This is a genomic window from Sphingobium sp. RSMS, assembly GCF_005406185.4.
Taxonomy (GTDB): domain Bacteria; phylum Pseudomonadota; class Alphaproteobacteria; order Sphingomonadales; family Sphingomonadaceae; genus Sphingobium; species Sphingobium fuliginis.
In genome coordinates this window covers 3,437,686-3,462,686 of the sequence record NZ_CM191257.1, presented here as the reverse complement: position 1 = coordinate 3,462,686, position 25,001 = coordinate 3,437,686, and the positions used below count along the sequence as shown (strand labels likewise).

The 25,001-nt window shown below is 66.4% G+C and carries 30 protein-coding genes; 18 read left to right on the top strand and 12 right to left on the bottom strand.

Annotated elements, in window-relative coordinates:
* Positions 1-19: 19 nt before the first annotated feature.
* The gene (gene queF, locus EGM87_RS16990; RefSeq protein ID WP_025549356.1) at positions 20-478 is read right to left on the bottom strand and encodes a preQ(1) synthase; all 459 of its coding nucleotides are present in this window, start codon (positions 476-478) and stop codon (positions 20-22) included.
* Between the two features lie 101 nt (positions 479-579).
* On the opposite strand from queF, the gene EGM87_RS16985 reads away from it, so the two are divergent.
* From EGM87_RS16985 to argB, 8 genes are all read left to right on the top strand, one after another.
* Complete coding sequence (locus tag EGM87_RS16985; RefSeq protein ID WP_137709506.1) at positions 580-1,767, top strand: hypothetical protein; 1,188 nt, start codon at positions 580-582, stop codon at positions 1,765-1,767.
* A 95-nt stretch (positions 1,768-1,862) separates the two neighbouring features.
* Positions 1,863-2,711 (top strand): sulfurtransferase, encoded by an 849-nt coding sequence (locus tag EGM87_RS16980; RefSeq protein WP_137709507.1) that lies wholly within the window; start codon positions 1,863-1,865, stop codon positions 2,709-2,711.
* Positions 2,708-3,931: a cystathionine beta-lyase gene (gene metC / locus EGM87_RS16975; protein ID WP_137709508.1), complete on the top strand. Its 1,224-nt coding sequence runs from the start codon at positions 2,708-2,710 to the stop codon at positions 3,929-3,931. Before EGM87_RS16980 ends, metC begins: the two co-directional genes overlap by 4 nt.
* Complete coding sequence (locus EGM87_RS16970) at positions 3,928-5,187, top strand: mechanosensitive ion channel family protein (RefSeq protein WP_048576249.1); 1,260 nt, start codon at positions 3,928-3,930, stop codon at positions 5,185-5,187. The genes metC and EGM87_RS16970 overlap by 4 nt, the downstream gene beginning before the upstream one ends.
* 251 nt (positions 5,188-5,438) lie before the next feature.
* Positions 5,439-6,179, top strand: coding sequence for a TorF family putative porin (locus EGM87_RS16965; RefSeq protein ID WP_137709509.1), 741 nt, complete (start codon positions 5,439-5,441; stop codon positions 6,177-6,179).
* Positions 6,180-6,279: 100 nt separating this feature from the next.
* Positions 6,280-6,789 carry a sterol desaturase family protein gene (locus EGM87_RS16960; RefSeq protein ID WP_061939372.1) on the top strand — a complete coding sequence of 170 codons (510 nt, stop codon included), beginning with the start codon at positions 6,280-6,282 and terminating at the stop codon, positions 6,787-6,789.
* A 70-nt stretch (positions 6,790-6,859) separates the two neighbouring features.
* The gene (locus EGM87_RS16955) at positions 6,860-7,531 is read left to right on the top strand and encodes a queuosine precursor transporter (RefSeq protein ID WP_044661417.1); all 672 of its coding nucleotides are present in this window, start codon (positions 6,860-6,862) and stop codon (positions 7,529-7,531) included.
* 25 nt (positions 7,532-7,556) lie between these two features.
* Complete coding sequence (gene argB / locus EGM87_RS16950; protein ID WP_025549349.1) at positions 7,557-8,474, top strand: acetylglutamate kinase; 918 nt, start codon at positions 7,557-7,559, stop codon at positions 8,472-8,474.
* 55 nt (positions 8,475-8,529) lie between these two features.
* Here the strand turns inward: argB and EGM87_RS16945 are convergent, their stop codons facing one another.
* A complete protein-coding gene (locus tag EGM87_RS16945; protein ID WP_244309642.1) occupies positions 8,530-9,093 on the bottom strand; it encodes a GNAT family N-acetyltransferase in 564 nt (187 codons plus the stop codon).
* A gap of 169 nt (positions 9,094-9,262) precedes the next feature.
* Here EGM87_RS16945 and EGM87_RS16940 point away from each other — a divergent pair, with 169 nt between their 5' ends.
* From EGM87_RS16940 to EGM87_RS16920, 5 genes are read left to right on the top strand one after another with little or no spacing between them, the layout of a single operon-like run.
* Positions 9,263-9,553 (top strand): YggT family protein, encoded by a 291-nt coding sequence (locus EGM87_RS16940; protein WP_007688568.1) that lies wholly within the window; start codon positions 9,263-9,265, stop codon positions 9,551-9,553.
* Entirely contained in the window at positions 9,550-9,879 is a 330-nt protein-coding gene (locus EGM87_RS16935; RefSeq protein WP_137709511.1) for a DUF167 family protein, read from the top strand. The genes EGM87_RS16940 and EGM87_RS16935 overlap by 4 nt, the downstream gene beginning before the upstream one ends.
* Positions 9,876-10,769, top strand: coding sequence for a bifunctional methylenetetrahydrofolate dehydrogenase/methenyltetrahydrofolate cyclohydrolase FolD (folD, locus tag EGM87_RS16930; protein WP_137709512.1), 894 nt, complete (start codon positions 9,876-9,878; stop codon positions 10,767-10,769). The genes EGM87_RS16935 and folD overlap by 4 nt, the downstream gene beginning before the upstream one ends.
* Positions 10,766-11,434: a YybH family protein gene (locus EGM87_RS16925; protein WP_137709513.1), complete on the top strand. Its 669-nt coding sequence runs from the start codon at positions 10,766-10,768 to the stop codon at positions 11,432-11,434. The genes folD and EGM87_RS16925 overlap by 4 nt, the downstream gene beginning before the upstream one ends.
* Positions 11,431-12,048, top strand: coding sequence for a MarC family protein (locus EGM87_RS16920; RefSeq protein ID WP_025549344.1), 618 nt, complete (start codon positions 11,431-11,433; stop codon positions 12,046-12,048). Before EGM87_RS16925 ends, EGM87_RS16920 begins: the two co-directional genes overlap by 4 nt.
* Before the next feature lie 104 nt (positions 12,049-12,152).
* Here EGM87_RS16920 and EGM87_RS16915 read toward each other — a convergent pair whose 3' ends face one another.
* The 10 genes from EGM87_RS16915 to coxB all read right to left on the bottom strand — a co-directional run bounded on the left by EGM87_RS16915 (position 12,153) and on the right by coxB (position 20,894).
* A complete protein-coding gene (locus tag EGM87_RS16915; RefSeq protein ID WP_137709514.1) occupies positions 12,153-13,034 on the bottom strand; it encodes a class I SAM-dependent methyltransferase in 882 nt (293 codons plus the stop codon).
* Position 13,035: 1 nt separating this feature from the next.
* Positions 13,036-14,436 carry a threonine synthase gene (gene thrC, locus EGM87_RS16910; RefSeq protein ID WP_044661411.1) on the bottom strand — a complete coding sequence of 467 codons (1,401 nt, stop codon included), beginning with the start codon at positions 14,434-14,436 and terminating at the stop codon, positions 13,036-13,038.
* Between the two features lie 44 nt (positions 14,437-14,480).
* A complete protein-coding gene (locus EGM87_RS16905; RefSeq protein ID WP_137709515.1) occupies positions 14,481-15,107 on the bottom strand; it encodes an SURF1 family protein in 627 nt (208 codons plus the stop codon).
* Entirely contained in the window at positions 15,104-15,502 is a 399-nt protein-coding gene (locus tag EGM87_RS16900; RefSeq protein WP_503345417.1) for a DUF983 domain-containing protein, read from the bottom strand. The genes EGM87_RS16905 and EGM87_RS16900 overlap by 4 nt, the downstream gene beginning before the upstream one ends.
* Positions 15,503-15,586: 84 nt before the next feature.
* A complete protein-coding gene (locus EGM87_RS16895; protein ID WP_137709517.1) occupies positions 15,587-16,417 on the bottom strand; it encodes a cytochrome c oxidase subunit 3 in 831 nt (276 codons plus the stop codon).
* A 36-nt stretch (positions 16,418-16,453) separates the two neighbouring features.
* Positions 16,454-17,029, bottom strand: a complete 576-nt coding sequence (locus EGM87_RS16890; protein ID WP_025549338.1) for a cytochrome c oxidase assembly protein — start codon at positions 17,027-17,029, stop codon at positions 16,454-16,456.
* Positions 17,029-17,160: a cytochrome c oxidase system small membrane protein gene (locus EGM87_RS16885; RefSeq protein WP_262857011.1), complete on the bottom strand. Its 132-nt coding sequence runs from the start codon at positions 17,158-17,160 to the stop codon at positions 17,029-17,031. Before EGM87_RS16885 ends, EGM87_RS16890 begins: the two co-directional genes overlap by 1 nt.
* Positions 17,157-18,077, bottom strand: a complete 921-nt coding sequence (locus tag EGM87_RS16880) for a heme o synthase (protein ID WP_044661408.1) — start codon at positions 18,075-18,077, stop codon at positions 17,157-17,159. Before EGM87_RS16880 ends, EGM87_RS16885 begins: the two co-directional genes overlap by 4 nt.
* A 117-nt stretch (positions 18,078-18,194) precedes the next feature.
* Positions 18,195-19,862, bottom strand: a complete 1,668-nt coding sequence (gene ctaD / locus EGM87_RS16875) for a cytochrome c oxidase subunit I (RefSeq protein WP_044661407.1) — start codon at positions 19,860-19,862, stop codon at positions 18,195-18,197.
* A gap of 18 nt (positions 19,863-19,880) precedes the next feature.
* Positions 19,881-20,894 carry a cytochrome c oxidase subunit II gene (gene coxB, locus EGM87_RS16870; RefSeq protein WP_025551904.1) on the bottom strand — a complete coding sequence of 338 codons (1,014 nt, stop codon included), beginning with the start codon at positions 20,892-20,894 and terminating at the stop codon, positions 19,881-19,883.
* A 241-nt stretch (positions 20,895-21,135) separates the two neighbouring features.
* On the opposite strand from coxB, the gene pyrE reads away from it, so the two are divergent.
* Genes pyrE through EGM87_RS16845 form a run of 5 tightly spaced genes read left to right on the top strand, consistent with a single transcriptional unit; the run spans position 21,136 to position 24,884 of the window.
* On the top strand, positions 21,136-21,717 hold the full coding sequence (pyrE, locus tag EGM87_RS16865; protein ID WP_025551902.1) for an orotate phosphoribosyltransferase: 582 nt from the start codon (positions 21,136-21,138) through the stop codon (positions 21,715-21,717).
* Between the two features lie 3 nt (positions 21,718-21,720).
* A complete protein-coding gene (locus EGM87_RS16860; RefSeq protein ID WP_137709518.1) occupies positions 21,721-22,458 on the top strand; it encodes a pyridoxine 5'-phosphate synthase in 738 nt (245 codons plus the stop codon).
* A complete protein-coding gene (acpS, locus tag EGM87_RS16855; RefSeq protein WP_137709519.1) occupies positions 22,455-22,856 on the top strand; it encodes a holo-ACP synthase in 402 nt (133 codons plus the stop codon). The genes EGM87_RS16860 and acpS overlap by 4 nt, the downstream gene beginning before the upstream one ends.
* A 31-nt stretch (positions 22,857-22,887) precedes the next feature.
* Complete coding sequence (gene lepB, locus EGM87_RS16850) at positions 22,888-23,778, top strand: signal peptidase I (RefSeq protein WP_137709520.1); 891 nt, start codon at positions 22,888-22,890, stop codon at positions 23,776-23,778.
* Positions 23,779-23,801: 23 nt separating this feature from the next.
* On the top strand, positions 23,802-24,884 hold the full coding sequence (locus EGM87_RS16845; protein ID WP_025551896.1) for an AI-2E family transporter: 1,083 nt from the start codon (positions 23,802-23,804) through the stop codon (positions 24,882-24,884).
* The last annotated feature ends 117 nt before the right edge of the window (positions 24,885-25,001 follow it).

The window sequence follows — 25,001 nt, the reverse complement described above, 5'->3', positions numbered from 1 at the left end:
GCATGACGACCAGGGCGGCTCAACCCCGCCCGCGATAGCCCGGCACATCCTGCGACGGCAGCCATAGCCCCGCCGGCGGCTCGCCCGATTGCCAGAACACATCGATGGGAATGCCCCCGCGCGGATACCAGTATCCGCCGATGCGCAGCCAGATCGGGTTCATCTCCGCGAACAGCCTCTCCCCGATTCCGACCGTGCAATCCTCATGGAAGGCGGCATGGTTGCGGAAGGAGCCCAGGAACAGCTTCAGCGACTTCGATTCGACGATGGTCGCGGCGGGCGCATAGTCGATCACCAGATGGGCGAAGTCCGGCTGCCCCGTCACCGGGCAGAGCGAGGTGAATTCGGGCGCGGTGAAGCGCACCAGATAGGGCTTCCCCGGCCGGGGATTGGGCACATAGTCGAGCACGGCGTCTTCCGGACGCGCAGGCAGGGCACTGGCCTGGCCCAGATGAAGTGGAGTCGGCATGTCAGTCATGGCAGGCCATCTACGCCATTGCACGGCAGATGTCATCGCCGCGCCTCTCTTGCCTTTCGTTCATGGCGGGTTCACTTGGGCGGATGCCTTGGCTGCCACCCATGGGGTTCCGCTTCTCGCTTCTGTTCGCCGCGCCGCTGCTGCTGGCCACGCCTGCCTTCGCCCAGCAGGAAAATAGCGCCGATCCGGTCTTCAACCTGCCGCGCACCCAGCCGCAGACCCAGACCAATCCCAATGCACAGGGGCCGGAACTGGACGTGTTTCGCGGCGCGCCCACCACCGTGACGCCGCCGCCGGTCGTCGCGCCGACGATCCAGCTTCCGCCCATCGCCGCCCCGGCGCCTACCCAGCCGCAGCCGCAAAGCCAGCCCACCCGGCCATCCGCCGGGCCGGAGCGCGCCCCGCAAGCTGCACCGCAGAGCCAGACCCCGGCCGAAAAACCCGCCCCAGTGGAGACGCCTCCGCCGCCATCCCCCATCGAAAACCAGAGCCTCCCCCCTGCCGACAACGCCACCGTCCCCAGCCCGACGCCGGCGCCGCTGGGTCCACCTCAGCAGCCCCCGGCGCCCACATGGCCCTGGATCGCCGCCGCCGCAGCGGTCGCCGCCGTCCTGCTGATCGGGGCCCGCTTCCGGCTGCGCCGCCGCAGGCAGGGCGCGGCGGAGGAACCGCCCTACGAAGCCGAAGCCGCGCCGCCGCCCGTGCCGGCTGCATCCCCGCCGCAAGCCAGGGCAATGCCTGCCCCGCCCGAACCCAAGCCCGCGCCGGACGATGCCGACCGCCCATGGATCGATCTCGCCATGGACGTGCAGGCCGCCCGCCTGACATTGCTCGGCGCGACCATCGGCTACCGGCTGACGCTCCACAATCGCGGCAGCCGCACGGCGGAGGACATCCTGGTCCGCAGCCTGATCGCCAATGCCGATGCGCAGCAACAGGCGCTGTTCCAGCCATTCTTCGCGGGCGAAACCGGCCTCCCCGTCCATTCGGTGGTATCCATCGCGCCCGGCGAGACGCAGAAGCTCAGCGGGGAAATGCGCCTGGACGCACAGGCGATCGCCGCCATTCCCATGGGCCAGCGCGCCCTGCTGATCCCACTGATCGCCTTCGACGCCCGTTATAGCTGGACGGGCGACCGCGAAGGCACGGGACGCAGCGGCAGCGTCTTCATCGTCGGGGAAGAACAATCGCCGCCGGTCGAGCGCCTCTCCCCCTTCCGCCTTGACCTTGGCCCGCGCCAATACCGCACCCCCGGCAGCCGCGCGACGGCGCTCAACCTCTCCAGCTAAGGCCAATCGGCCCTTCCCACCTCCGCCCGCCGCTCCTAGAATGGCTCTGCGCCACCCAAGCAGGTGGCCGAACGAGCGAGGGAGCAAGGGCACGCATGGACATATTGGTATCGACCGACTGGCTTGAGGGAGAATTGGGCAAGCCCGACCTCCGGATCGTCGACGCCAGCCTGTTCCTTCCCGGCGTGCCCCGCGATCCCGGGGCCGAGTTCGAGGCCGTCCATATCCCCGGCGCCGCGTTCCTCGACCTGCCCAGCCTCGCCGACGCGGACGATCCGCGCCCCGGCATGCTGCCGACCGACGATTTCATGACGGAGCGCTGCCGCCGGCTGGGCATCGACGCGGACAGCCGGATCGTCGTCTATGACAACAGCCCCACCCACAGCGCGGCGCGCGGCTGGTGGATGATGCACCTCTATGGCGTGGGCAAGGGCGCGGCGATCCTCGACGGCGGCCTGCCCAAATGGCTGGCGGAGGGACGGCCGACGGAAAGCGGCATGCCGGCGCCACGGCCCGGCAATGCCGTTGCGAAACGCGCCGTCGGGCAGGTCCGCACCAAGGAGGATCTTCTCGCCAACCTCGAAAGCCAGGCCGAACAGGTGCTCGACGCACGCGGCGCGGCACGCTTCACGGGGGAGGAGAAGGAGCCCCGCCCCGGCATGGCGTCGGGCCATATTCCGGGCAGCCGCAACATTCCCTCCTCCGCCTTCTATCATGCCGACAACAGCATGAAGCGGGGCGAGGACCTTCGCCGCCTGTTCCTCGACGCCGGGACCGATTTCGACCGTCCGATCATCACGAGCTGCGGCAGCGGCGTGACGGCGGCGATCCTGCTCGCGGGCCTCGAACTGCTCGGCAAGACCGACGTCACCCTCTATGACGGAAGCTGGTCCGAATGGGGGCTGGATCCGGCCACGCCGAAAGCGACCGGCCCCGCCGCATGAGCCAGGATGCCGACAAGCGGCGCGACCGCAAGCCCCTGACCCAGATCGCACAGGCAGGCCGCAAGCCCGAATGGACGGGCATGCCGGGCCAGCCCGGCGGCATCGTCAACCCGCCGGTCTGGCGGGCCTCCACCATTCTCTACGACGATGTCGCGCATCTGCGCAGCGCGGCGGGGCGCAGCACGCATGAACGCCTGTTCTACGGGCGCAAGGGCACGCCGACGGCATGGAGCCTGTCGGACGCCCTCACCGAAATGGAGCCGGGCGCCGAAGGCACCATGCTCTACCCATCGGGCGTGGCGGCCATCGCCTGCGCGCTGATGGCGGTGCTGAAACCCGGCGACCAGCTCCTGATGGTCGACAGCGCCTATGACCCGACCCGCAATTTCTGCGAGCAGATGCTGCGGCCGCTCGGCATAGAGACGGTCTATTACGACCCGACCGTGGGCGCCGGGATCGCGGACCTCATCACCGACGCCACCCGCGCCATCTTCATGGAAAGCCCCGGCAGCCTGACCTTCGAGGTGCAGGACGTGCCCGCCATCACCGCCATGGCCCGGGACAGGGGCGTGGCGACCCTGATCGACAACACCTGGGCCACGCCCTGGTTCTTCCCGGCGCTCAGCCATGGCGTCGACATCAGCATCCTTGCCTGCACCAAATATATCGTCGGCCACAGCGACGTGATGATCGGATCGGTGACGGCCACCCCAGCCTTCTTCCCGAAAATCCGCCAGGCCGCCTATCTGTTCGGCCAGATGACCAGCCCCGACGACGCCTGGCTCGCCGCGCGGGGCCTGCGCACCCTGGGCGTCCGCCTCAACCAGCACCAGGCGAGCGCCCTGCGCATCGCGCAATGGCTGTCGCAGCAGCCCGATGTCGCCCGCGTCCTCCACCCGGCCCTGCCCTCCTGCCCCGGTCATGCCCTGTGGCAACGCGATTTCACCGGCTCCAGCGGCCTGTTCAGCTTCGTCCTCAAGGGCGGCGATGAAAAGGCCCGCGCCGCCCTGATCGACGGTCTCGCCCATTTCGGCATCGGCTATAGCTGGGGCGGCTTCGAAAGCCTCGCCCTGCCCGTCGATCCGGCGCGCTACCGCACCGCCACCGCCTGGCAGGCGGAGGGGCCGCTCGTCCGGCTCCAAATCGGGCTGGAGGACAGCGACGACCTGATAGCCGATCTCGACGCGGGCCTTGCCCGCTTCCGGGCCATGCGCGGATGACGCCGGGCTTGCCCGATCTCCTGTCCCTGTTGCCGGGCGATCCCGCCATCGTCCATCCCCTGGTCGCGCTGGCGCTGGCCGTCGCCATCCATCTGGTCGCCAGCGCCGTCGCCCGGTTCGCCTCGCCGCGCCTGCGCCACCGCTTCCGCGCCCTGGGGGAGGCGCTGGCGGGGCATCTGCGCCCGATCCTGCGCCACGCCATCGCCGCTCTCGTCACGGCCCTGGCCGTCGCCTTCTGGCCGATCGGGGACTTCGCCCATCTGATCCTGAGCGCCGCGCTGGCCCTGTCCCTCTCGCTGTTGGCCGTCCACATATTGCGCAGCCTCGCCATAGCGCGCCTTGCCGTGCTGCCGATCGCCCTGCTGCTGTTCGTGATGGTCCTTTCCGGCAGCAGCGGCGGCTTCGCCCCGGTGGCGGACATGCTGGACGGCGTGGGCCTCGACCTCGGCAGGCGGCGCGTCACCCTGCTCGGGCTGGTCAGCATGGCCGCGATCTGCGTCGCGCTGTTCGCCCTGGTCCGCCTGGCCAACCGCATCGTCGGACGCAGCATCAGCCGCGCCCATGGACTGGACGCCACGCAGAAGCTGCTGGCGCAGAAGCTGGCCGCCATCGTCGTGGTAGTCGCCGCCTTCTTCATCGGCGTCGACCTGCTGGGGATAGACCTCACCGCCTTCACCGTCTTCTCCGGCGCGCTAGGGCTGGCCGTGGGTTTCGGCCTGCAGAAGACATTCGGCAATCTGATCGCCGGGATCATCCTGCTGATGGACCGATCGATCAAGCCCGGCGACGTCATCGTCGTGGGCGACAGCTTCGGCTGGGTGAACAAGATCGGCGTGCGCGCCGTCAGCGTCATCACCCGCGACGGCAAGGAACATCTGATCCCGAACGAAAACCTGATGACGCAGGAGGTGGAGAACTGGTCCTATTCCGACCGCAACGTCCGCGTCCGCATCCCCGTCGGCATCGGTTATGACAGCGACCTGAAGCTGGCGCAGGAACTGATGCTGCGCGCCGCGCAGGAAAGCCCCCGCGTGCTCCGCAATCCCAAGCCCAATGTCTGGCTCACCGCCTTTGGCGAGAACCGGGTCGAACATGACATATTGGTGTGGATCAGCGACCCGGAAAGCGGCGTCGGCAATGTGAAGTCCGATGTGCTCGGCCGGCTCTGGCTGCTGTTCCGCGAACATGGCATCACCATCCCCTATCCGCAGCGCGTCATTCACGCGGCGCGGGATTCAGCGCCCCTTTTCCCCTAGCCGGCCAGTCCCGAATTGCGGCGAAAACCGTGCGCGGCCGCGCCCGGTGCCATAATCATGCCTGATTTTGTTGCAGACCAGCAACATTACAGCAGCAAACTTCATCGACCAGCAATAAAATCTTGTGCGCCGCAGCGGGGAAAGGCATCCCTCCTTCGTTGAGGCAACCCGGTCCATCCCGTGCAGGGCGATAGAGATCCGGGACCATGACGCAGGTGGGACGATCGCAGATACCATCAAGGGGAAATCATATGCGTAAGTCCATACTCGGCCTCTCGGCCCTTGCCCTTGCCGCCATGTCGGCACCGGCCTTCGCTCAGGACGAGCCCACTCCGGATCTCACCGTGACCGGCAACGCCGCGCTCGTCACCGACTATCGCTTCCGCGGCATTTCGCAGACCAACAAGAAGATCGCGCTTCAGGGTGGCCTCACCATCACCCACAGCTCTGGCTTCTACGTTTCGGCCTGGGGTTCCTCGATCGACGATTATGTCGCCAATGGCTCCGATCAGGAACTCGACCTGATCGGCGGCTATTCGACGACCATTGGCGCAGCCACCATCGACGTCGGCGTCCTCTATTATTACTATCCCGGCAATGCCGAAGCGAATACCGACTTCGTCGAGCCCTATGCCTCGGTCAAGGGCACCTTCGGTCCCGCCACGGCGAAGCTGACCGTCAACTATGCGCCCAAGGCGAAGGCGCTGACGGTCGGCAACGGCAAGGAAGACAATCTCTACGTCGCAGGGGATCTGTCGACGAGCATTCCCAACACCCCGCTGGGCCTGTCGGCGCATCTGGGCCACAGCTTCGGCCCCAGCTACCTGACCATCGGCAAGGAATATACCGACTGGAACATCGGCGCGACCTACACCTGGAATCACCTGACCCTGGGCGTTTCCTACGTCGACACCAACAAGTCGCTCTATTCGCCCGCGGGCCACAATATCAGCAAGGCCGGCGTGGTCGGTTCGCTCACCGCTTCCTTCTGATCGGCCGAACGGACCGAAAAGGCCGCGATCCTCAGGGTCGCGGCCTTTTTCTTTGGCCAGCAGGGTCGCATGCGCACCGTCCCGTCCCTATAATGCGCCGATGACCGCCCTTTCGCTCATCCTCATCTTCCTCGCGACAGTCGCCGCGATGGAGGGCTTCGCCTATGTCATGCACCGCTGGGTGATGCACGGGCCGGGCTGGTTCCTGCACGCCAGCCACCATCGGGAACGCACCGGCCGCTGGGAAGCGAACGACCTCTATTTCGTGATCTTCGCCATGCCCTCCATCCTGCTGCTGCTGGGCGGCGTGCAGTGGCAGTGGGGCGACTGGGCGACGGCGATGGGCGCCGGCATCGCGGCCTATGGCGCCATCTATCTCGGCTTCCACGACATCATCGTCCATCGCCGCATCGGCCATCGCCACGTCCCGCGCTCCGCCTATATGAAGCGGATCGTCCAGGCCCATCGCCTGCACCATGCGGTGGAGACGAAACAGGGCTGCGTCAGCTTCGGCTTCCTCGTCGCGCCAAGCCCGGAAGCGTTGAAACGCACACTCGCGCGGAACGGCAAGGCGGGGCTGCGCGCCGCCAAGGGCGCTTTGGAAAGCTGAACGGGCGAACGGAAGCTGCCCCGCCTTCTAAGCACTTCCCACTCCGCCGAAACCCCGGTAAGTGCCGGCAATGGCTTCGCATCCCGCGCCCATTGCGCGTTCGCTTTTCGTCTTTTCGATCTTCTACGGCGGCATGGTCTGCATTGCGGGCGTGCTCGGCAACAAACAGGTGACGCTGGGGCCGCTGTCCGCCATCGGTCCCTGGTTCGGCCTTGGTCCGCTGGCGGTGGAGGCAGGCATCTTCGCCTTCCTGCTGCTGGTGACGATTTCCAGCGCCGTGGCGGAACTGCATGGCCGCGCCGTCGCCAACCGGCTGGTGCAGGTGGGCTTCCTGCCGCTCATCGCCTCCATATTGCTGTCCATCGTCGTGCTGTCCGTGCCCGCCGCCAGCGACATGGACCCGGCAAGGCGCGACGCCTTCGCGCTGATGATGGGCGGCACGCCGCGCATCTGGCTGGGCGGGATCATCGCCTACGGCATTTCGCAGACGCTGAACGTCACCCTCTTCGCCGCGCTCAAGGGGCGGGAGGGCAGCCGCCTGCTCTGGCTGCGCGCCGCGGTCGCAAGCATATTGTCGCAGATCGCGGATACCCTGCTCTTCGTCTCCATCGCCTTTTACGGCGTGTTCCCGATCGGAGAGCTGCTGCTGGGCCAGATGCTGGCGAAGATCACGCTGTCGGCGCTGCTGGTGCCGCCCGTCATCTATGCGCTGGTCGCGCTGGGGCGGCGGCTGGATCGCTAGCTTGCGGCTGGGCGCATAGTGCCCTATGCGCCCGCGCATGAACAGCAAGCACGCCCCCGATCCGGCGCTCCTCGCCAAGGCCGAAACCCTCGTCGAAGCATTGCCCTATATGCAGCGATATGCGGGCAAGACCTTCGTCGTGAAATATGGCGGCCATGCCATGGGCGATCCGGAGGCGGCGCGCGATTTCGCGGAAGATGTCGTGCTGATGAAGGCGGTCGGCATCAATGTCGTCGTCGTCCATGGCGGCGGACCGCAGATCGGCGCGATGCTGAAGAAGCTGGGCGTCGAATCGCAGTTCGTCGGCGGCCTGCGCGTCACTGACAAGGAAACCGCGCAGATCGCGGAAATGGTGCTGGCCGGATCGATCAACAAGGAGATCGTGGGCTGGATCTCCGGCGCTGGCGGCCGCGCGGTCGGCATTTCGGGCAAGGATGGCGGCCTGGTCCTCTGCGAAAAGGTGCTGGGCAAGCGGGAGGCGGACCCCAATTCCGGCATAGAACGCAATGTCGACCTGGGTTTTGTCGGCGATCCGGTGCGGGTCGACCGCAGCATCCTCGACACGCTGACGCAGAACGGGATCATTCCGGTGGTCGCGCCGGTGGGCATCGGCGCGGACGGGCACACCTACAATGTCAATGCCGACACCATGGCAGGCGCCATAGCGGCGGAATTGCAGGCGTCGCGCTTCTTCCTCCTCACCGACGTGGCGGGCGTGCTGGACAAGCAGGGCCAGTTGCTGACCGATCTCGACCCGGCGGCGATCCAGGGACTGGAGGAGGACGGCACCATCAGCGGCGGCATGATCCCGAAGCTGGAAACCTGCGTCCGTGCGGTGGAAGGCGGGGTGGACGCCGCCGTCATCCTCGACGGCCGGGTGCCGCATGCGATGCTGCTGGAAATCTTCACCGATCGCGGTGCGGGCACGTTGGTGCACCGGTGATCGGACGGTAAGGCCATGTGCTCCCGCCCGCGCAGGAGCACACTCATCTGCCTCTTCAACGTCCCTTGAGAAGCAGCGCCGGATCGGCCCAATGATAGCGCTGCTCCGGCAAGGTGCGCCCATCGGGACCGGCTTTGGCCGTATTTTCCACCACCAGCCCGCCGCGATACCCATAAAATCCCCGCGCCGCATGATTGTCGGCATAGCACCAGAGGTACAGGCCGCTTCCGGGGAAATGCTCCAGCGACCATCGGGCCGCCTCGGCCAACAAGGCGCTGCCCAGCCCCTTGCCCCTGGCGTCCGGCAGGGCATGCAGATTGTCGACCAGCGTGCCCCAGCGCGGATGATCCGCGCCGACCAGGCAGGCGAAGCCGACCGGCCGCCCCTCCTCTTCCACGACGATGATCCGCTGTGTGGGCGCTGCTTCGGCCAGCCGCCGCCTCCAATGCGCCAACCGCTCCGCCTCGATCCCGCCCGCCAGATAGGCCGGGTCCATGAAATGCGCATAGGCGCTGCGCCAGCTTGCCACATGGCAGGCGGCGATCAGGGGAGCGTCCTCAGGCGTGGCGTCGCGAAATTCCATGGGGCGGGGTATAGCGGCGGGGCTGGCGAAATCCATGCCGCTGGCCGAACGGGCCTTGCATCTGGTGGAATAATCCCCCACCGCGCTGGCGATGCGGGCATCCCCTCGGCTCCATCAGCTTTGCTTTCCGCGATTTCCGGGCCGTCTGATGTTCCATCCGGCTTGAAATCGCTCTAGAGCGAATGCCCATCAATTCGGAGATCGCATGGCCTACGCCCTCTATCAGATCATCGTCATCCTGCTCGATGTGCTGTGGTGGATCATCATCATCCAGGCCATCATGAGCTGGCTGATCGCCTTCAACGTCGTCAATCTTTCCAATGATTTCGTGCGCACCGTGATGGTCGCGCTGGATCGGATGACGGCGCCCATCTACAATCCCATCCGCCGGGTGCTGCCGGACCTGGGCGCGCTCGACCTGTCGCCCATGGTCGTGCTGCTGGGCATTCTCATCATCCGCCAGGCCATATTGCCGCCGCTGTTCGGGCTGGTGTGACGGTCTGGAGCCGGGACGACGACGATCTCCTCCTCTCCGTCCGCCTGACGCCGGGCGCGACGCGGGAGGAGGTCGGCGGCGTCTGGACGGACGACAGGGGCGCGGCGTGGCTGAGCGCCCGCGTCCGCGCCGCGCCGGAAAAGGGCAAGGCCAATGCGGCGCTGATCGCGCTGCTGGCGAAGCGGCTGGATTGGCCCCGCAGCGCGATTTCGCTGGAATCGGGCGACACCAACCGGCTAAAGCGGCTGCGGATCAAGGGGGGCGGTGAAGCGTTGGCCTATGGCCGGCTCTCCACCATTATCGAAGAACAGGGTGAAGCATCATGACCATCGGCAAGATCATCGACGGCAAGGCCTTTGCGGAGACGCTTCGCGGCAAGGTCGCGGACGGGGTCGGCGCTTTCATAGCGAAGACGGGACGCAAGCCGGGTCTGGCCGTGGTGCTGGTAGGCGAGGACCCGGCCAGTTCCGTCTATGTCCGCAACAAGGGCAAGATGACCGTCGCCGTGGGCATGGAAAGCATGGAGTTCAAGCTGCCCGCTTCCATAGGCGAGGAGGAATTGCTGGACCTGGTCGAAGAACTGAATGCCGACGACCGGGTGGACGGCATCCTCGTCCAGTTGCCGCTGCCGTCGCACATCAACGAAGCATCGGTGATCGGCACGATCGATCCCGCCAAGGATGTGGATGGGTTCCATGTCGTCAATTCGGGCCTGCTCGCCACGGGGCAGGAGGCGCTGGTGCCCTGCACGCCGCTGGGCTGCATCATGCTGCTGAAGGATGAGCTGGGCGACCTTTCCGGCCTGGAGGCGGTGGTCGTCGGCCGCTCCAACATCGTGGGCAAGCCGATGGCGCAATTGCTGCTGGCGGAAAATTGCACGGTCACCATCGCGCACAGCCGCACGCGGGACATCGCCTCGGTGGTGCATCGCGCCGACATCGTCGTCGCCGCCGTGGGCCGGGCGGAAATGGTGAAGGGCGAGTGGATCAGGCCCGGCGCGACCGTGATCGACGTCGGCATCAACCGCATCGCCGATACGGATGACGGCAAGAGCCGGATCGTCGGCGACGTCGCCACGGCCGAGGCGCTGGCGCATGTCCGCGCCATTACCCCGGTGCCGGGCGGCGTCGGGCCGATGACCATCGCTGTCCTGCTGCGCAACACGCTGGTGGCGGCGCATGCGCGGGCCGGACTGCCCAAGCCGGAGGGGCTGTGAAGGCGCGCGCCGCGCTTCTTGCCCTGACATTGCCGGCGCTGGTGGGCGCGCGCCCACCCATGCGTTATCAACCCGATCCCAGTTCCGTGTTCGCCGCCGAACTCGCCTTCAACCGGCTGGCGCAGCAGAAGGGGCAATGGACCGCCTTCCGCGCAACGGCGGCGGACGAGGCGGTGATGTTCGTGCCGCAGCGGGTGCTGGCGAAGCAATGGCTGAAGGGCCGCGCCGATCCGCCCGCCCCGGTAAGCTGGACGCCGTCGGCCATCTATGTGTCCTGCGACGGCAATCTGGCGGCCAGCACCGGCGGCTGGAAGCGGCCGGACGGATCGGTCGGCTATTTCACCACCATCTGGCAACGGGACAGGAAGGGCGAATGGAAATGGATCATGGACCATGGCGACACGCTCGCCAGCGCCCGTGAAGCGCCCGAATTCCTCATCGGCAAGGTCGCGACCTGCAAGCGCGGCCGCGCCGGCGACGGCCCCCGGCCGGCCGTTCCCCCTCCGGATCGCAAAACGGGCGGGATACAGCCGGTTCCCCGCGACGAAAGCCTGAGCTGGAGCGCAGAGGCCGCCCCGGACGGCAGCCGCCGCGTGATCGTGCGCATGTGGAACGGCACCGGCTATGAAACGGTGATCGACGACAGGGTGGCCGCGGCGCAATGACGGAACTGTTCATCTCCGCCTTCGTCACCCTGTTCGTGGTGATCGACCCGCCGGGCTGCGCGCCGATCTATGCCAGCCTCACCACCGGCGCGACGCAGATCCAGCGGCGCGGCATGGCGATCCGCGCCGTGGCCATCGCCGCAGGCATCCTGCTGCTGTTCGCGCTCTGGGGCAAGCAGTTGCTGGGCGTCCTGGGAATAGAGCTGGACAGTTTCCGCATCGCGGGCGGGATCATGCTGTTCATCATCGCCATGGACATGGTGTTCGAAAAGCGCACCCAGCGGCGAGAGGACCGGGCCCAGAAGATCGCGGAAACGCCCGAGGTCGAGGATGTTTCGGTCTTCCCCATGGCGATGCCGATGATCGCCGGGCCGGGTTCGATCGCCACGGTCATGCTGCTGATGTCACGGGCGGAAGGGCTGAGCGAACGGTTGGTGGTGATCGGCGCGGTGGTCGTGACGCTGGTGCTGATGCTGGGGTCGCTGCTGGCGGCGGGGCCGATCATGGCGCTGCTCGGCGCCAAGATCGAAGCGGTGATCACGCGGCTGCTGGGCGTCCTGCTGGCGGCACTGGCCGCTCAGTTCGTGATCGACGGGCTGAAGGCCAGTTTCTAAAGCGCACCGCGTTAAATCGGGCGCGGGCAGGAGCCCGGTCGACACGTCTGGACCACGCAGACGGAACAAACTTCAGCCGCCCGTCGCCCAATGACGGAATGGACTCAGCGGCTCCACCTGGCCCAGATCGCGGTGGGCAGCATCAATCCGCGCGCCTCTTCGCGCACGGCCAGTTCGCCCGCTTCCACCGTGCCCGGCAGATCGGCAAAAGCCTGGCGCAGCAATTCCCCGATGGCCAGCGCCGACATGCGGACGGCATAGACGGTCAGGAACAGAAAGCGGCTGTCCGCATCCAGCAATTGCCGGCAATGGGCGATCAGCCCCGGCAGATCCTCCTCCAGCCGCCAGACCTCACCATCGGGCCCACGGCCATATTTGGGGGGATCGAGCAATATGCCGTCATAACGCCGCCCGCGCCGCACCTCGCGCGCGACGAACTTCGCCGCATCGTCGACGATCCAGCGGACCGGCCGGTCCTCCAGCCCCGACAGCGCGGCGTTGGCCCGCGCCTGCGCCACCGACTTCTTGGAGGCATCGACATGCACCATCTGCGCGCCCGCCGCCGCCATGGCCAGCGTGCCGACGCCGGTATAGCCGAACAGGTTCATCACCTGCGCCTGATCCCCGGCGCTGATCTTGTCCGCGAGCTTGCCGCGCATCCAGTCCCAGACCGGCGCCATGTCGGGAAAGAAGCCCAGATGGCGAAAGGGCGTGCAACTCGCCTGGAACGTCACCTCGTTCCAGCGCAGGGGCCAGCCTTCGGCCGGCACGGGGCGCTCGTAGAACCAGCGCCCGCCGCCCTCCTCGTCGGAACCGGGGACGAATTCGCCGTCGGCCTGCCAATCGTCCTGCGCCGGCGCCCACATCGCCTGCGGCTCCGGCCGGATGAAGCGGTAACGGCCATAGCGCTCCAGCTTCCGCCCATGACCCGAATCGATCAGGCCATAATCGGACCAGGACTCGCCTATAAGGGTCTGGAGGTTCACCTCAGCCCCTCGGCGTCGCCCGCTCCGCGACATAGGCCGTGACCGCGTCGAAGGTGCCGGGCAGCTTGGCATAGGCCTCTTCCCGCGCGAACAGGTCGCCCACGCGCGAAGGCAGCGAGGGGCGGATTCCCGTGGCCCGCTCGACCGCCGTGGGGAACTTGGCCGCATGCGCCGTCGCCAGCGTGACCACCGGCACCGCCGGGTCGAGGTCGATCGCCCGCGCCGCCGCCAGGCCGACCGCGCTGTGCGGATCGATCACCTGCCCCGCCGCGTCATAGGCCCAGCGCATCGCCATGGTCATGGCGTCGGCATCGACCCGCGCCGACGCGAACAGCGCCGATGCGCCGTCCCGCTGCGCATTGGTGAGGCGCATCGCCTTGCTCGCCTCGAAGCCCTTCATCTGCTCCGCCAGCGCCCTGCCGTCGCGCCCGCCCGCGTCGAACAGCAGCCGCTCGAAGTTCGAACTGACCTGAATGTCCATGCTGGGGGTGGCGGTCGCCACCACCTGCCCCTGGCTATAGTCACCCTCCGACAGCGCGCGGTGGAGGATGTCGTTGACGTTGGTCGCGACCATCAGTTTCGCGACCGGCAAGCCCATCTTCGCCGCGACATAGCCCGCGAACACATCACCGAAATTGCCGGTGGGGACGGAGAAGGCGATGGCGCGTTCAGGCGCGCCCAGACGGACCGCGGCGTAGAAATAATAGACGACCTGCGCCATCAGCCGGGCCCAGTTGATGCTGTTCACCGCCGACAGGTTGAAACGGCGCGCGAAGCCGGCGTCATTGAACATCGCCTTCACCAGCGCCTGCGCGTCGTCGAAGCTGCCGTCGATGGCGATATTGTGGACATTGGGCGCCAGCACCGTGGTCATCTGCCGCCGCTGCACGTCCGACACGCGGCCGTCCGGATGCAGCATGAAGATGTCGATCTTCTCACGTCCGGCGACCGCATCGATCGCCGCCGATCCGGTGTCGCCGGACGTCGCGCCGACGATGGTCAGATGATCGTCCCGACGCGACAGGAAGCGCTCGAACAACTGGCCCAGCAGTTGCAGCGCCACATCCTTGAACGCCAGCGTCGGCCCGTGGAACAGCTCCAGCAGCCAATGCCGGTGGTTGAGCTGCACCAGCGGCGTCACCGCGTCATGGCTGAACCGGCCATAGGCGGCGGTGCACAGCTCCCGCAATTCCTCTTCGCCCAGCGATCCGGCGACGAAAGGCGCCATGACCCGTACCGCCGTTTCGACATAGGAAAGGCCCGAAAGCGCGCGAATCTGGTCTGCGGAGAAGCTGGGCCAGCTTTCCGGCACATAGAGACCGCCATCGGACGCCAGCCCGGCCAGCGTCACATCCTCGAACCCGAGCGCAGGCGCGCTCCCTCTGGTGCTCACATAGTGCATGATGGGGTAGCGCGGTAACGCCGGACGCGCCTTCGGGCAAGCTTTTAAGGTCGCGGCGTCCGTCTGCGCAACGCGAGGAGGTAGATGACCGCCGCGATGCCGGCGAAGAAGAACCATTGCACGGCATAGGCCAGATGGTTGTTGGGCACGTCGGCGGCGGTGGGCGGCGCCAGCGGCTTGAGACCCGGCACCGGTTCTCCGGCGATTAGCATGGGCCGCAAGGGCATGGCCTGGCCGCCGATCCGCGACAGGAGCGAACGGTGATCGGGTTCCTCCCCGATCCAGCCGCGCATCTGACCGCCCTGCCATTGGGGCTTGGCGTCCGGCGTTCTGGCGACGCCCGCCGCCACCAGCACACCCGGCCCCTCGATGCCCGTCGCGCATTCGGCAATATAGCGGTAGCCGACCGATCCATCGGCGGCCCGCCCGGCTTCGCTGCGCCAACGAACGACGCGAAGGCAGTGGGCGGAGGAGCGCCGGAACAGAAGTTCGGGCGGCACGGGCGGATAGGCGGGAAAGGCGATGGCAGGCTTGGCCGGATTCGCCGCGACCAGGCTCAGCGTCGCCTCCTTCTCCGCCCGGCGTTGAAGCTGCCAGACGCCAAGGCCGATCATCACCAGCACCGCCGCCGCGACGATCAGCGTCGGGACAAGAGGCAGGCGGCGGCTCATGCCTCGCGGTTCCCGGCGGTCAACCGTCCCTCGCGCGCCTTGTTGCGATATTCCAGGATGAGCAGCGCGCCCTTCGCCACCCGCAGGCTGCCGATCACGGCCAGGACGGTCAGCGGCGTCCAGAGCAGGATGTGCAGCCAGAGTGGCGGGTGGACCTTCAATTCCAGCATCAGCGCCATCGCCACCATCAGCGCGCCGATGATCAGTGTCAGGAAGGCGGCAGGGCCGTCCCCGACATTGAACTGGCCATAGTCCAGCCCACAGGACCGGCACGAAGCGGCAAAGCGAACGGGCCCCGCGAACAGCGTCGACGCGCCGCATCGCGGACAGGCGCCCATGGCTGAAGCAATCAACAGCGGCTGCGGCATGGGGGATTGGGGATCTGGCGAGGACATGGGGTCAGGCATAATGCCCGCCGCCGAAAAAGAAAACGGCCGGAACAGGTCCGGCCGTCTTTCGCAAATCCATCTGCGGAAGGATCAACCGCCGTGGACCGGCGCGCCCCAGCCGCCCCAGACATAGATGGCGACGAAGAGGAACAGCCACACCACGTCGACGAAATGCCAGTACCAGGCAGCCGCCTCGAAACCGAAATGCTGGCGCGAGGTGAAGTCGCCCCTGTGCGCGCGGATCAGGTTCACCAGCAGGAAGATGGTGCCGATCAGCACGTGGAAGCCGTGGAACCCCGTCGCCATGTAGAAGGCGGAGCTATAGGGGCTGCCGCCGAAGGGGAACGGCGCATGGGCATATTCATAGGCCTGGATGGAGGAGAAGAGGACACCCAGGATGACTGTCAGCGTCAACCCCTTCTTCAGCCCCTCGCGGTCGCCGTGGATCAGCGCATGGTGCGCCCAGGTGACGGTCGTGCCCGAGCAGAGCAGGATCAGCGTGTTGAGCAGCGGCAGTTCGAAGGCGTTCATCACCTCGATGCCCTTCGACGGGAACAGGCCCTCGATCGGCGCCAACTGGCTGGGGAAGAGCGAGAAGTCGAAGAAGGACCAGAACCAGCCCACGAAGAACATGACTTCCGACGCGATGAACAGGATCATGCCGTAGCGCAGGTGAAGCTGCACCACCGGCGTATGATCGCCCGCATGCGCCTCCGCGATGACATTGGCCCACCAGCTGTACATGGTGAACAGCACGCCCGCGACGCCGATCAGGAACACCCAGCCGCCGCCGGCGGGCAGCGCATCGGGATGCATCCACATGATCGCGCCGAAAGCCATGACCAGCGCCGACATGGAGCCGAAAAAGGGCCAGATGCTGGGCGGAAGAATATGATAATCGTGGTTCTTGGCGCCTGCCATGACGTTTCTCATCCCCGTTCGCGTTATGATTGTGCCTTAGCTTGGCTTCTTGTCCTGCTCAACAGGATAGAAGGTGTAGCTGAGCGTGATTTCCTGCGTGTCCTTATTGTCGGCGTCCGTCAATATCTTCGGGTCGACATAATAGATCACCGGCATGCGCACCTGCTCCCCCGGCTGCAGCGTTTGCTGGGTGAAGCAGAAGCACTGGATCTTGGTGAAATAGGCGCCCGCCTGGAGCGGCGTGACGTTGAAGCTCGCGGTCCCCGTCACCGGCTTGTCCGACATGTTCTTCGCCACGAAGATCGCCATGTTGCGCGCGCCGACCGTCACGGTCTGGGTGCGGCGTTCGGGATGGAACTGCCACGGCATGCCCGGCGCCACATTGGAATCGAAGCGGATCGACATGCGGTGGCCCACCGCTTCCCTGACCTGCACATCGGCGGCCGCCCGCTGCGTGGTGCCGCCGAAGCCGGTCTGCTCGCAGAACATGCGGTAGAGCGGCACGGAAGCGAAACCCAGGCCCAGCATGGCGAGACCGACGCCCGCCATGCCGATCATGGTCCGCCGGTTGCGGCGGTCTCGGTCGAAAGGCGATGGCGGCAGGCTCGCCATCACTGGCCGCCGCCGATCTTGGCGATGGTGATCGCGTAGAAAAGGATGACCAGCGCCCCCAGCAGCACGCCCGTCACGATGGCGCGGGATTTCTGCCGCGCGCGGACCTGCTGGTCTTCCTCGGGGGTCATGCGGCCACCCAGCGGTCAACGACCACCGCGCCGAAGAGGAGGAAGAGGTAGAGGACCGAATATTTGAACAGGCGCTTTTCCGGGGTCATGCGCGCGGGATCGCTCTCGCGCCGGCGGAACACCTGAAAGGCCAGGGCCACGAACAGCGCCGTGCCGAGCAGGGCCGTGGTGCCATAGATGGGCCCGGTAAGGCGCAGCAGGACCGGCGCCATGGCGGCGACGGCCATGATCGCGGTGTAGAACCAGATCTGGCGCCGCGTCGCCACCTCGCCGGAAACGACCGGCAACATGGGAATGCCGGCGGCGGCATAATCCGTCTTCACGAACAGGGCCAGCGCCCAGAAATGGGGCGGCGTCCAGAAGAAGATCAGCATGAACAGCGCAACCGGCAGGGCGCCGATGTCGCCCGTCACCGCCGCCCAGCCGATGACGGGGGGGAAGGCGCCCGCCGCGCCGCCGATGACGATGTTCTGCGCCGTCCTGGGCTTGAGCCAGATGGTGTAGACGAAGACGTAGAAGAGGATCGACACGGTCAGCACCGCCGCCGCCAGCCAGTTGGTCGCGACGCCCATCAGCAGGACCGAGAAGAAGGAGAGCCCGACACCGAAATGCAGCGCGGACTGGCGGTCCATCCGCCCGGCCGGCAGCGGCCGGTTGGCCGTGCGCTTCATCTTCGCGTCGATGTCGGCTTCATACCACTGGTTGAGCGTCGCCGCGGCGCCCGCGCCCAGCGCGATGCAGAGAATCGCCGTGAAGGCCAGAACCGGGTGGATATGCCCCGGCGCCGCGAGCAGACCGCACAGCCCGGTAAAGACGACCAGCGTCATCACCCTGGGCTTGGTCAGCGCGACGAAGTCCCGCCAGTGCGCGGGAATCACAGGAGCCGAACCTTCGGTCATGATCGGCGTGCTTGCCATAATCTCCTCATGCGGCAACCCGGCGCGACGGCCGCGCCGGGATCGCCCTGATTCCGGAATTGGCGGCCTTTACGCCAATCCGGGCGTCCCGGCAAACCGGAACGCCCTTGCCTGCGGTCAGTCGATGACCGGCAGCGTCTCGAACTGGTGGAAGGGCGGCGGGCTGGACAGGGTCCATTCCAGCGTCGTGGCGCCTTCGCCCCACGGATTGCCCTCCGCCTTCTTGCCGGCGACCAGCGACCAGACAAGGTTGACGAAGAAGATCAGCATGCCGGCCGCCATGATCTCATAGCCGTGGCTGGCGACCTTGTTCCAATAGGCGAAGGCTTCCGGATAATCGGGATAGCGGCGCGGCATGCCCGACAGGCCGAGGAAGTGCATCGGGAAGAACAGCATGTTCACGCCGACGAAGAACACCCAGAAGTGCAGATGGCCGAGGAATTCATTGTACATCCGGCCCGACATCTTCGGGAACCAGTAGTAGAAGCCGGCGAACAGCCCGAACACCGCGCCCAGCGACAGCACATAGTGGAAATGCGCCACCACATAATAGGTGTCGTGCAGCACGTCGTCCACGCCGCCATTGGCCAGCACCACGCCGGTGACGCCACCCACGGTGAACAGGAAGATGAAGCCCAGGGCCCAGACCATCGGGGTCTTGTAGCTGATCGACCCGCCCCAGATCGTCGCGATCCAGGAGAAGATCTTGATGCCGGTCGGCACCGCGATCACCATGGTGGCGGCGGTGAAGTACATCTTCACGTTGACCGACATGCCGGTGGTGAACATGTGGTGCGCCCAGACGACGAAACCGACGACGCCGATCGCGACCATGGCGTAGGCCATGCCGAGATAGCCGAAGACCGGCTTGCGGCTGAAGGTCGAGACGATCTGGCTGATGATGCCGAAGCCCGGCAGGATCATGATGTACACTTCGGGGTGGCCGAAGAACCAGAAGAGATGCTGGTACAGTTCCGGATCGCCGCCGCCGGCGGCATCGTAGAAGGTGGTGCCGAAATTACGGTCGGTCAGCAGCATGGTGATCGCGGCGGCAAGCACGGGAAGCGCGAGCAGCAGCAGGAAGGCGGTGACCAGCACCGACCAGACGAACAGCGGCATCTTGTGCAGGGTCATGCCCGGCGCGCGCATGTTGAGGATGGTCGTGATGAAGTTGATCGCGCCCAGGATCGAGCTGGCGCCCGCGATGTGCAGCGACAGGATCGCCATGTCGACCGCGGGCCCCGCCGAGCCGCTGGTGGAGAGCGGCGCATAGACCGTCCAGCCGGTGCCCGCGCCGTTTCCGGTGCCGCCGGGCACGAAGGTCGAGCCGAGGAGCAGGACGAAGGCGGGGATGAGCAGCCAGAAGCTGATATTGTTCATCCGCGGGAACGCCATGTCCGGCGCGCCGATCATGATCGGCACGAACCAGTTGCCGAAGCCGCCGATCATCGCGGGCATCACCATGAAGAAGACCATGATGAGGCCATGGGCGGTGATCAGCACGTTCCACAGGTGATAGGCCTGGTCCAGCGTCGCTTCGGGACCGTCGCTGAACTGCGCCCAGGTCTGGAGATACTGGATGCCCGGCTGCGCCAGTTCGGCGCGCATCAGGCCGGAAATCGCGCCGCCGATGATGCCGGCGATGATCGCGAAGATCAGGTAGAGCGTGCCGATGTCCTTATGGTTGGTCGACATGAACCAACGCTGGAAGAAGGCCGGCTTGTGGTCGGCGTCATGATGCTCATGAGCATGATCGCCGTGATGATCTGCGGTAATGGTGGTCATGGCGTCTATGCCCTTACATCAAAGCTTGGCGGCAGGAGCGGCGGCGGGCGCGGCGGCTTCGGCCGTGGCCGCGGGTGCGGCGGCCTTCAGCGTGCCGCCCTGCGACAGCAGCCACTGGTCGAACTGCGCGGGCTCCAGCGCCTCGATCGCGATCGGCATGAAGCCGTGGCGCGCGCCGCAAAGCTCGGAACACTGGCCGTAATAGACGCCCGGCTTCTCGATGGTGAAGCTCTTCTCATTCAGGCGGCCCGGCACCGCGTCCATCTTCACCCAGAGCGAGGGGACCGCGAAGCTGTGGATCACGTCGGCGCCGGTGATGATCAGCTTGATCGGGCGGCCGACCGGCAGGACCAGACGATTGTCGGGCGCCAGCAGATAGGGCTCGCCATTCGCCTCCGCCTTGTCCTTGGGCAGCATGTTCGAAACGAATTCCGGAATGCCGTTGTCGGGATATTCATAGCCCCAATACCATTGATAGCCGGTGACCTTGACGGTCAGCGCATCCTTGGGGGCGGGCTTGTACTGGTCCGCCAGCAGGCCGATCGACGGCACGGCGATGGCCAGCAGGATCACGACCGGCACCACGGTCCAGATCACCTCGATCACCGTATTGTGCGATGTCTTGGACGGCGTCGGATTGGCGCTGCGGCGGAACCGGACCATCACATAGAGCATCAGGACCAGGACGAAGATCGAGATGATGGTGATGATCGGCACCAGCATCACGTCATGCAGCCAGCGCGCCGTGTGCCCGGTGGGCGAGAACTGCTTCTGGAGGGTGATTTCGCCCGGCATCGGCATGCCTATGCCCGGAGTGGGCTTCATCCGGGGCGGCGCGGCCACCTTCGCCGCGGGCGCGGCATCCGCGGCGGGCGCCGCTGCATTGCCGGCCGAATCAGCGGCCGCGGCTTCGTTCCCGGCGGCTGGAGCCGCGACGGCGGCATTGTCCTGGGCCAGTGCCGGACCGTTCATGGCGAGCGTGGGCGCAAAGGCCAACAACCCGGCGAGAACGAGCGATTTCACCTTGTTCATAAGCGTCTTCTTACCCCGTAACCCCTTGGCGCCGCTGCAACGAAGACACACGCATACACGTCCCCCCCGCCCGTATCGGTCTGCCGCGGCTTATAAGCATCTTTTTTTACGCCTCAAGCTTCCACAACCAGATTTTCTTCGCTGTTGCAACGCCTAGTTGGTGAGCCTATCTCGCTCTCCGCGCACAGGGGCGCGATCATGGGGCGACCCATGAAGGGTAAGCCATGGATCGAAGACACGGATGACCGACGAGGAAGTATTAGCGGAATTCAGGGCTGCGGGCGCGTTGCTGGAGGGGCATTTCATTCTGTCCTCGGGCCGCCGCAGCGCCAATTACCTGCAGTGCGCGCGCGTGCTGATGAACGCGGAACGCGCAGGGCGGCTGGCGCGCGCCACGGTGCAGAAGCTGCCGCGCGAACTGCGGCAGGAAATCGACCTGGTGGTCTCCCCTGCCATGGGCGGCCTCATCATCGGCCATGAAATCGGCCGCGCGCTCGACAAGGATGCCGTATTCCTGGAACGCCCCGAAGGCACGTTCGAACTGCGCCGCGGCTTCGCCATCGCGCCGGGGCAGAAGGTGCTGATGGTGGAGGACGTCGTCACCACCGGCCTCTCCTCCCGCCAGGCGATAGAGGCGGTCGAGGCGGAGGGCGGCATCGTCATAGCGGAAGCCGCGCTGGTCGACCGTTCCGCCGGAGAGGTGGAGCTGGGCGTGCCCTTCTATCCGCTCGTCAGCATCAACTTCCCGGTCTACGATGCCGATCAGGTCCCGCCCGAACTGGCGGCGATCCCGGCGATCAAGCCCGGCAGCCGGAAGCAGTAGCCCATGTCCCGAACCCCCGCTCATCTGCGCCTGGGCGTCAACATCGATCATGTGGCGACCATCCGCAACGCGCGCGGGGGAACGCATCCCGATCCCGTCAAGGCCGCGCTGCTGGCGGCCAAGGCGGGCGCCGACGGCATCACCGCCCATCTGCGCGAGGACCGGCGGCATATTCGCGACGAGGACATCGCCACGCTGATGGCGGCGCTCACCGTGCCGCTGAACCTGGAAATGGCGGCGACGCAGGAAATGCTGGGTATCGCGCTCCGGCATCGGCCGCATGCCGCCTGCATCGTGCCGGAAAAGCGGGAGGAGCGCACCACCGAAGGCGGGCTGGACGCAGCCGGGCAGATCGACGCTCTCGGCCCGATCGTCGATGCGCTGGGCAAGGCCGGCGTGCGCGTCAGCCTCTTCATCGAGCCCGATGCCGCGCAGATCGAGGCGGCCATGCGCCTGGGCGCGCCGGTGATCGAGCTGCACACCGGCCGCTACGCGCATCTGGAGGGTTCCGAACGGGCGGAGGAACTGCGCAGGCTGGCCGATGCGGCGGCGCTGGCGGCGAAGAACGGCATCGAACCCCATGCCGGCCATGGCCTGACCTTCGACAATGTCGGGCCGGTCGCGGCGATCCCCCAGGTCGCCGAACTCAACATCGGCCATTTCCTGATCGGGGAAGCGATCTTCGGCGGGCTGGAGAGCAGCATCCGCGAAATGCGCCGACAGATGGATCTGGCCCGTTGATCGTCGGCCTCGGCTCCGACCTCTGCAATATCGAGCGGATCCAGAATTCGCTCGACCGCTTCGGCGAGCGGTTCGAGAATCGCGTGTTCACCGATGTGGAGCGGGCCAAGGCCAACCGCCGCCCCTTCACCAGGGCGGGCACGCTCGCCAAGCGCTTCGCCGCCAAGGAGGCTTTTTCGAAAGCGGTCGGCACCGGCTTCAACCGCGGCGTGTTCATGAAGGACATCGGCGTCGTCAACGGCCCCAGCGGCGCGCCGACGCTGCACCTGACCGGCGGGGCGCTCGCCCGGCTGGAATCGCTGGTTCCCGCCGGGCATCGGCCGATCGTTCACCTGACGCTCACCGACGATCATCCATGGGCGCAGGCCTTTGTGATTATCGAAGCCCTGCCGTTATAAGCGTCGCACCTCTCCAGCCGGAAATCCTCCCATGACGGCAGCCGACATGACCGAAAACGAATCCGCCCCGTCCGAACAGCCCAGCCCGGCTTCCGAACCGGAAAAGGCATCCCTCGACTGGTGGCACGAGGCGAAGAGCATCGCCCTGCTGATCCTGGCGGTGCTGGCCTTCCACAGCTTCGTCGCCAAACCCTTCTACATTCCCAGCGAATCGATGATGCCGGTGCTGTTGAAGGGCGACCGGCTGGTGGTCAGCAAATATCCCTATGGCTGGTCCTATGTCTCCCCCAGCTTCCACCCGCTGCCCTTCCTGAAAGGCCGGATCTTCGGGCGCCTGCCGGAGCGGGGCGACATCGTCATCGTCTCTCCGCAGAACAAGCGGGAGGATTATATCAAGCGGGTCATCGGCCTGCCCGGCGACATATTGGAGGTGCGCGGGGGCCAGGTCGTGCTGAACGGCGTGCCCGTGCCGCAAAGGGTGCTGAAGCCCATCCGCATTCCCGTGGACGGCAACGCCCCCTGCCCGCCCATGCAATTTCCCGGCGCGCTGGTGACGGACTCCAACGGCAAGAGCTGGTGCGAACTGCCGGTGCGGCAGGAGGTGCTGCCCAATGGCAGGAGCTACGTCACCATCGACATGGGGCCAAGCACGCTCGACTGGTACGGGCCTGTGCGGATTCCGGCGAATCACGTTTTCCTGATGGGCGACAATCGCGACAACAGCGCCGACAGCCGCGCACCGCTGGAGGAGAACGGACTGGGCGGGCCGGTGCCGTGGGAAGCCATTGGCGGGCGGGCGGAATTCATCACCTTCTCGCTCGACGGCGATGCATCCTGGAACCCGCTGAGCTGGCTCCATGCCTTCCGCGGTGGCCGCGCGGGGAACAGCCTGCGCCCGGCGAGCGTTACCCCGCCGAAATAAGCATTTCACGATAGGGGCTTGGGTTGAGCGGGACGAAAATCCACATAGAGGAACCCGGCCCCAGCGAGTTGCGCAGCCCGCTGGTCCAGCATGAGATCAAGCGGGCCGGCGTGTGGTTCGCCATCGGCATCGCCATCGCCCTGCTCGTCCTGCTGGCGCAGCCCATCATGCTGATCATGGGCGCGCTGGTGCTGACGACGATGATGGACGGCGGTACGCGGCTGCTGGGCCGGGTGCTGCCCATCGGACGCGGCTGGCGGCTGGCCATCGTGCTGATCGCCGCCCTCGCCTTCCTGGTCTATACCTTCTATCTGACCGGTTCGAGCCTGGCGGCGCAGGCGCAGGCGATGCGGGTCATCGTGGAAACGCAGGTCAACCGCATCGGCCAGTGGCTCCAGCAACTGGGCGTCACCACCACGCCGGAGGATTTCAAGAGCCTGGCGCAGCAGGCGATGAGTTCGCTCGGCCGGGTGACGGCGGCGGTCGGCACCATGGTCGGCGCAATCACCAGCGGCGTGATGATGCTGGTGCTCGCCATCTTCATCGCGATCGAGCCCAAGCTCTACGAGCGCGGCGTCGCCTGGATGCTGCCGATGGACAAGCGCGGCCGCTTCTACGCCATTGCCGACAGGATGGGCTGGACCTTGCGGCGGCTGATGTTCGGCCGGCTGATCGGCATGGCGGTGGAGGGGGTGGGCACCTGGCTGCTGCTCTGGGCGGGCGGCGTGCCGATGGCGGGGCTGCTGGGCATATTGACCGGGCTGTTCGCCTTCCTGCCCAATATCGGGTCGATCATATCGGGCGTGCTGATCGTGCTGGTCGGCTTTTCCGCCGGCGTGGATGCGGGGCTCTACGCTTTCGGGGTCTATCTGGTGGTGCAGATCGTCGACGGCTACTTGATCGTGCCCATGGTGGCCAAACGCGCCACCGATCTGGCGCCCGCGCTCGTCCTTGCGGCGCAAATCCTCTTCGGCGCGCTGTTCGGGATCATGGGACTGTTCCTCGCCGACCCCATCGTCGCGATGATCAAGGTCTATCTGGAGGAGCGGTCGAAAGCGCTGGAGGCGGAGAATGACAGGAGCGCGGCGGTTCCGGTCGCAGGATAGATGGTCGCCGCGCCTAATCCCGCCATTAGCGGATCATGGCACGGCCGGAACCGGGCTCCCGTCTCCGCAGCAGCGGGTTGCAGATGGACAAGGCAAATCCGCCACGAAAAAGGGCCG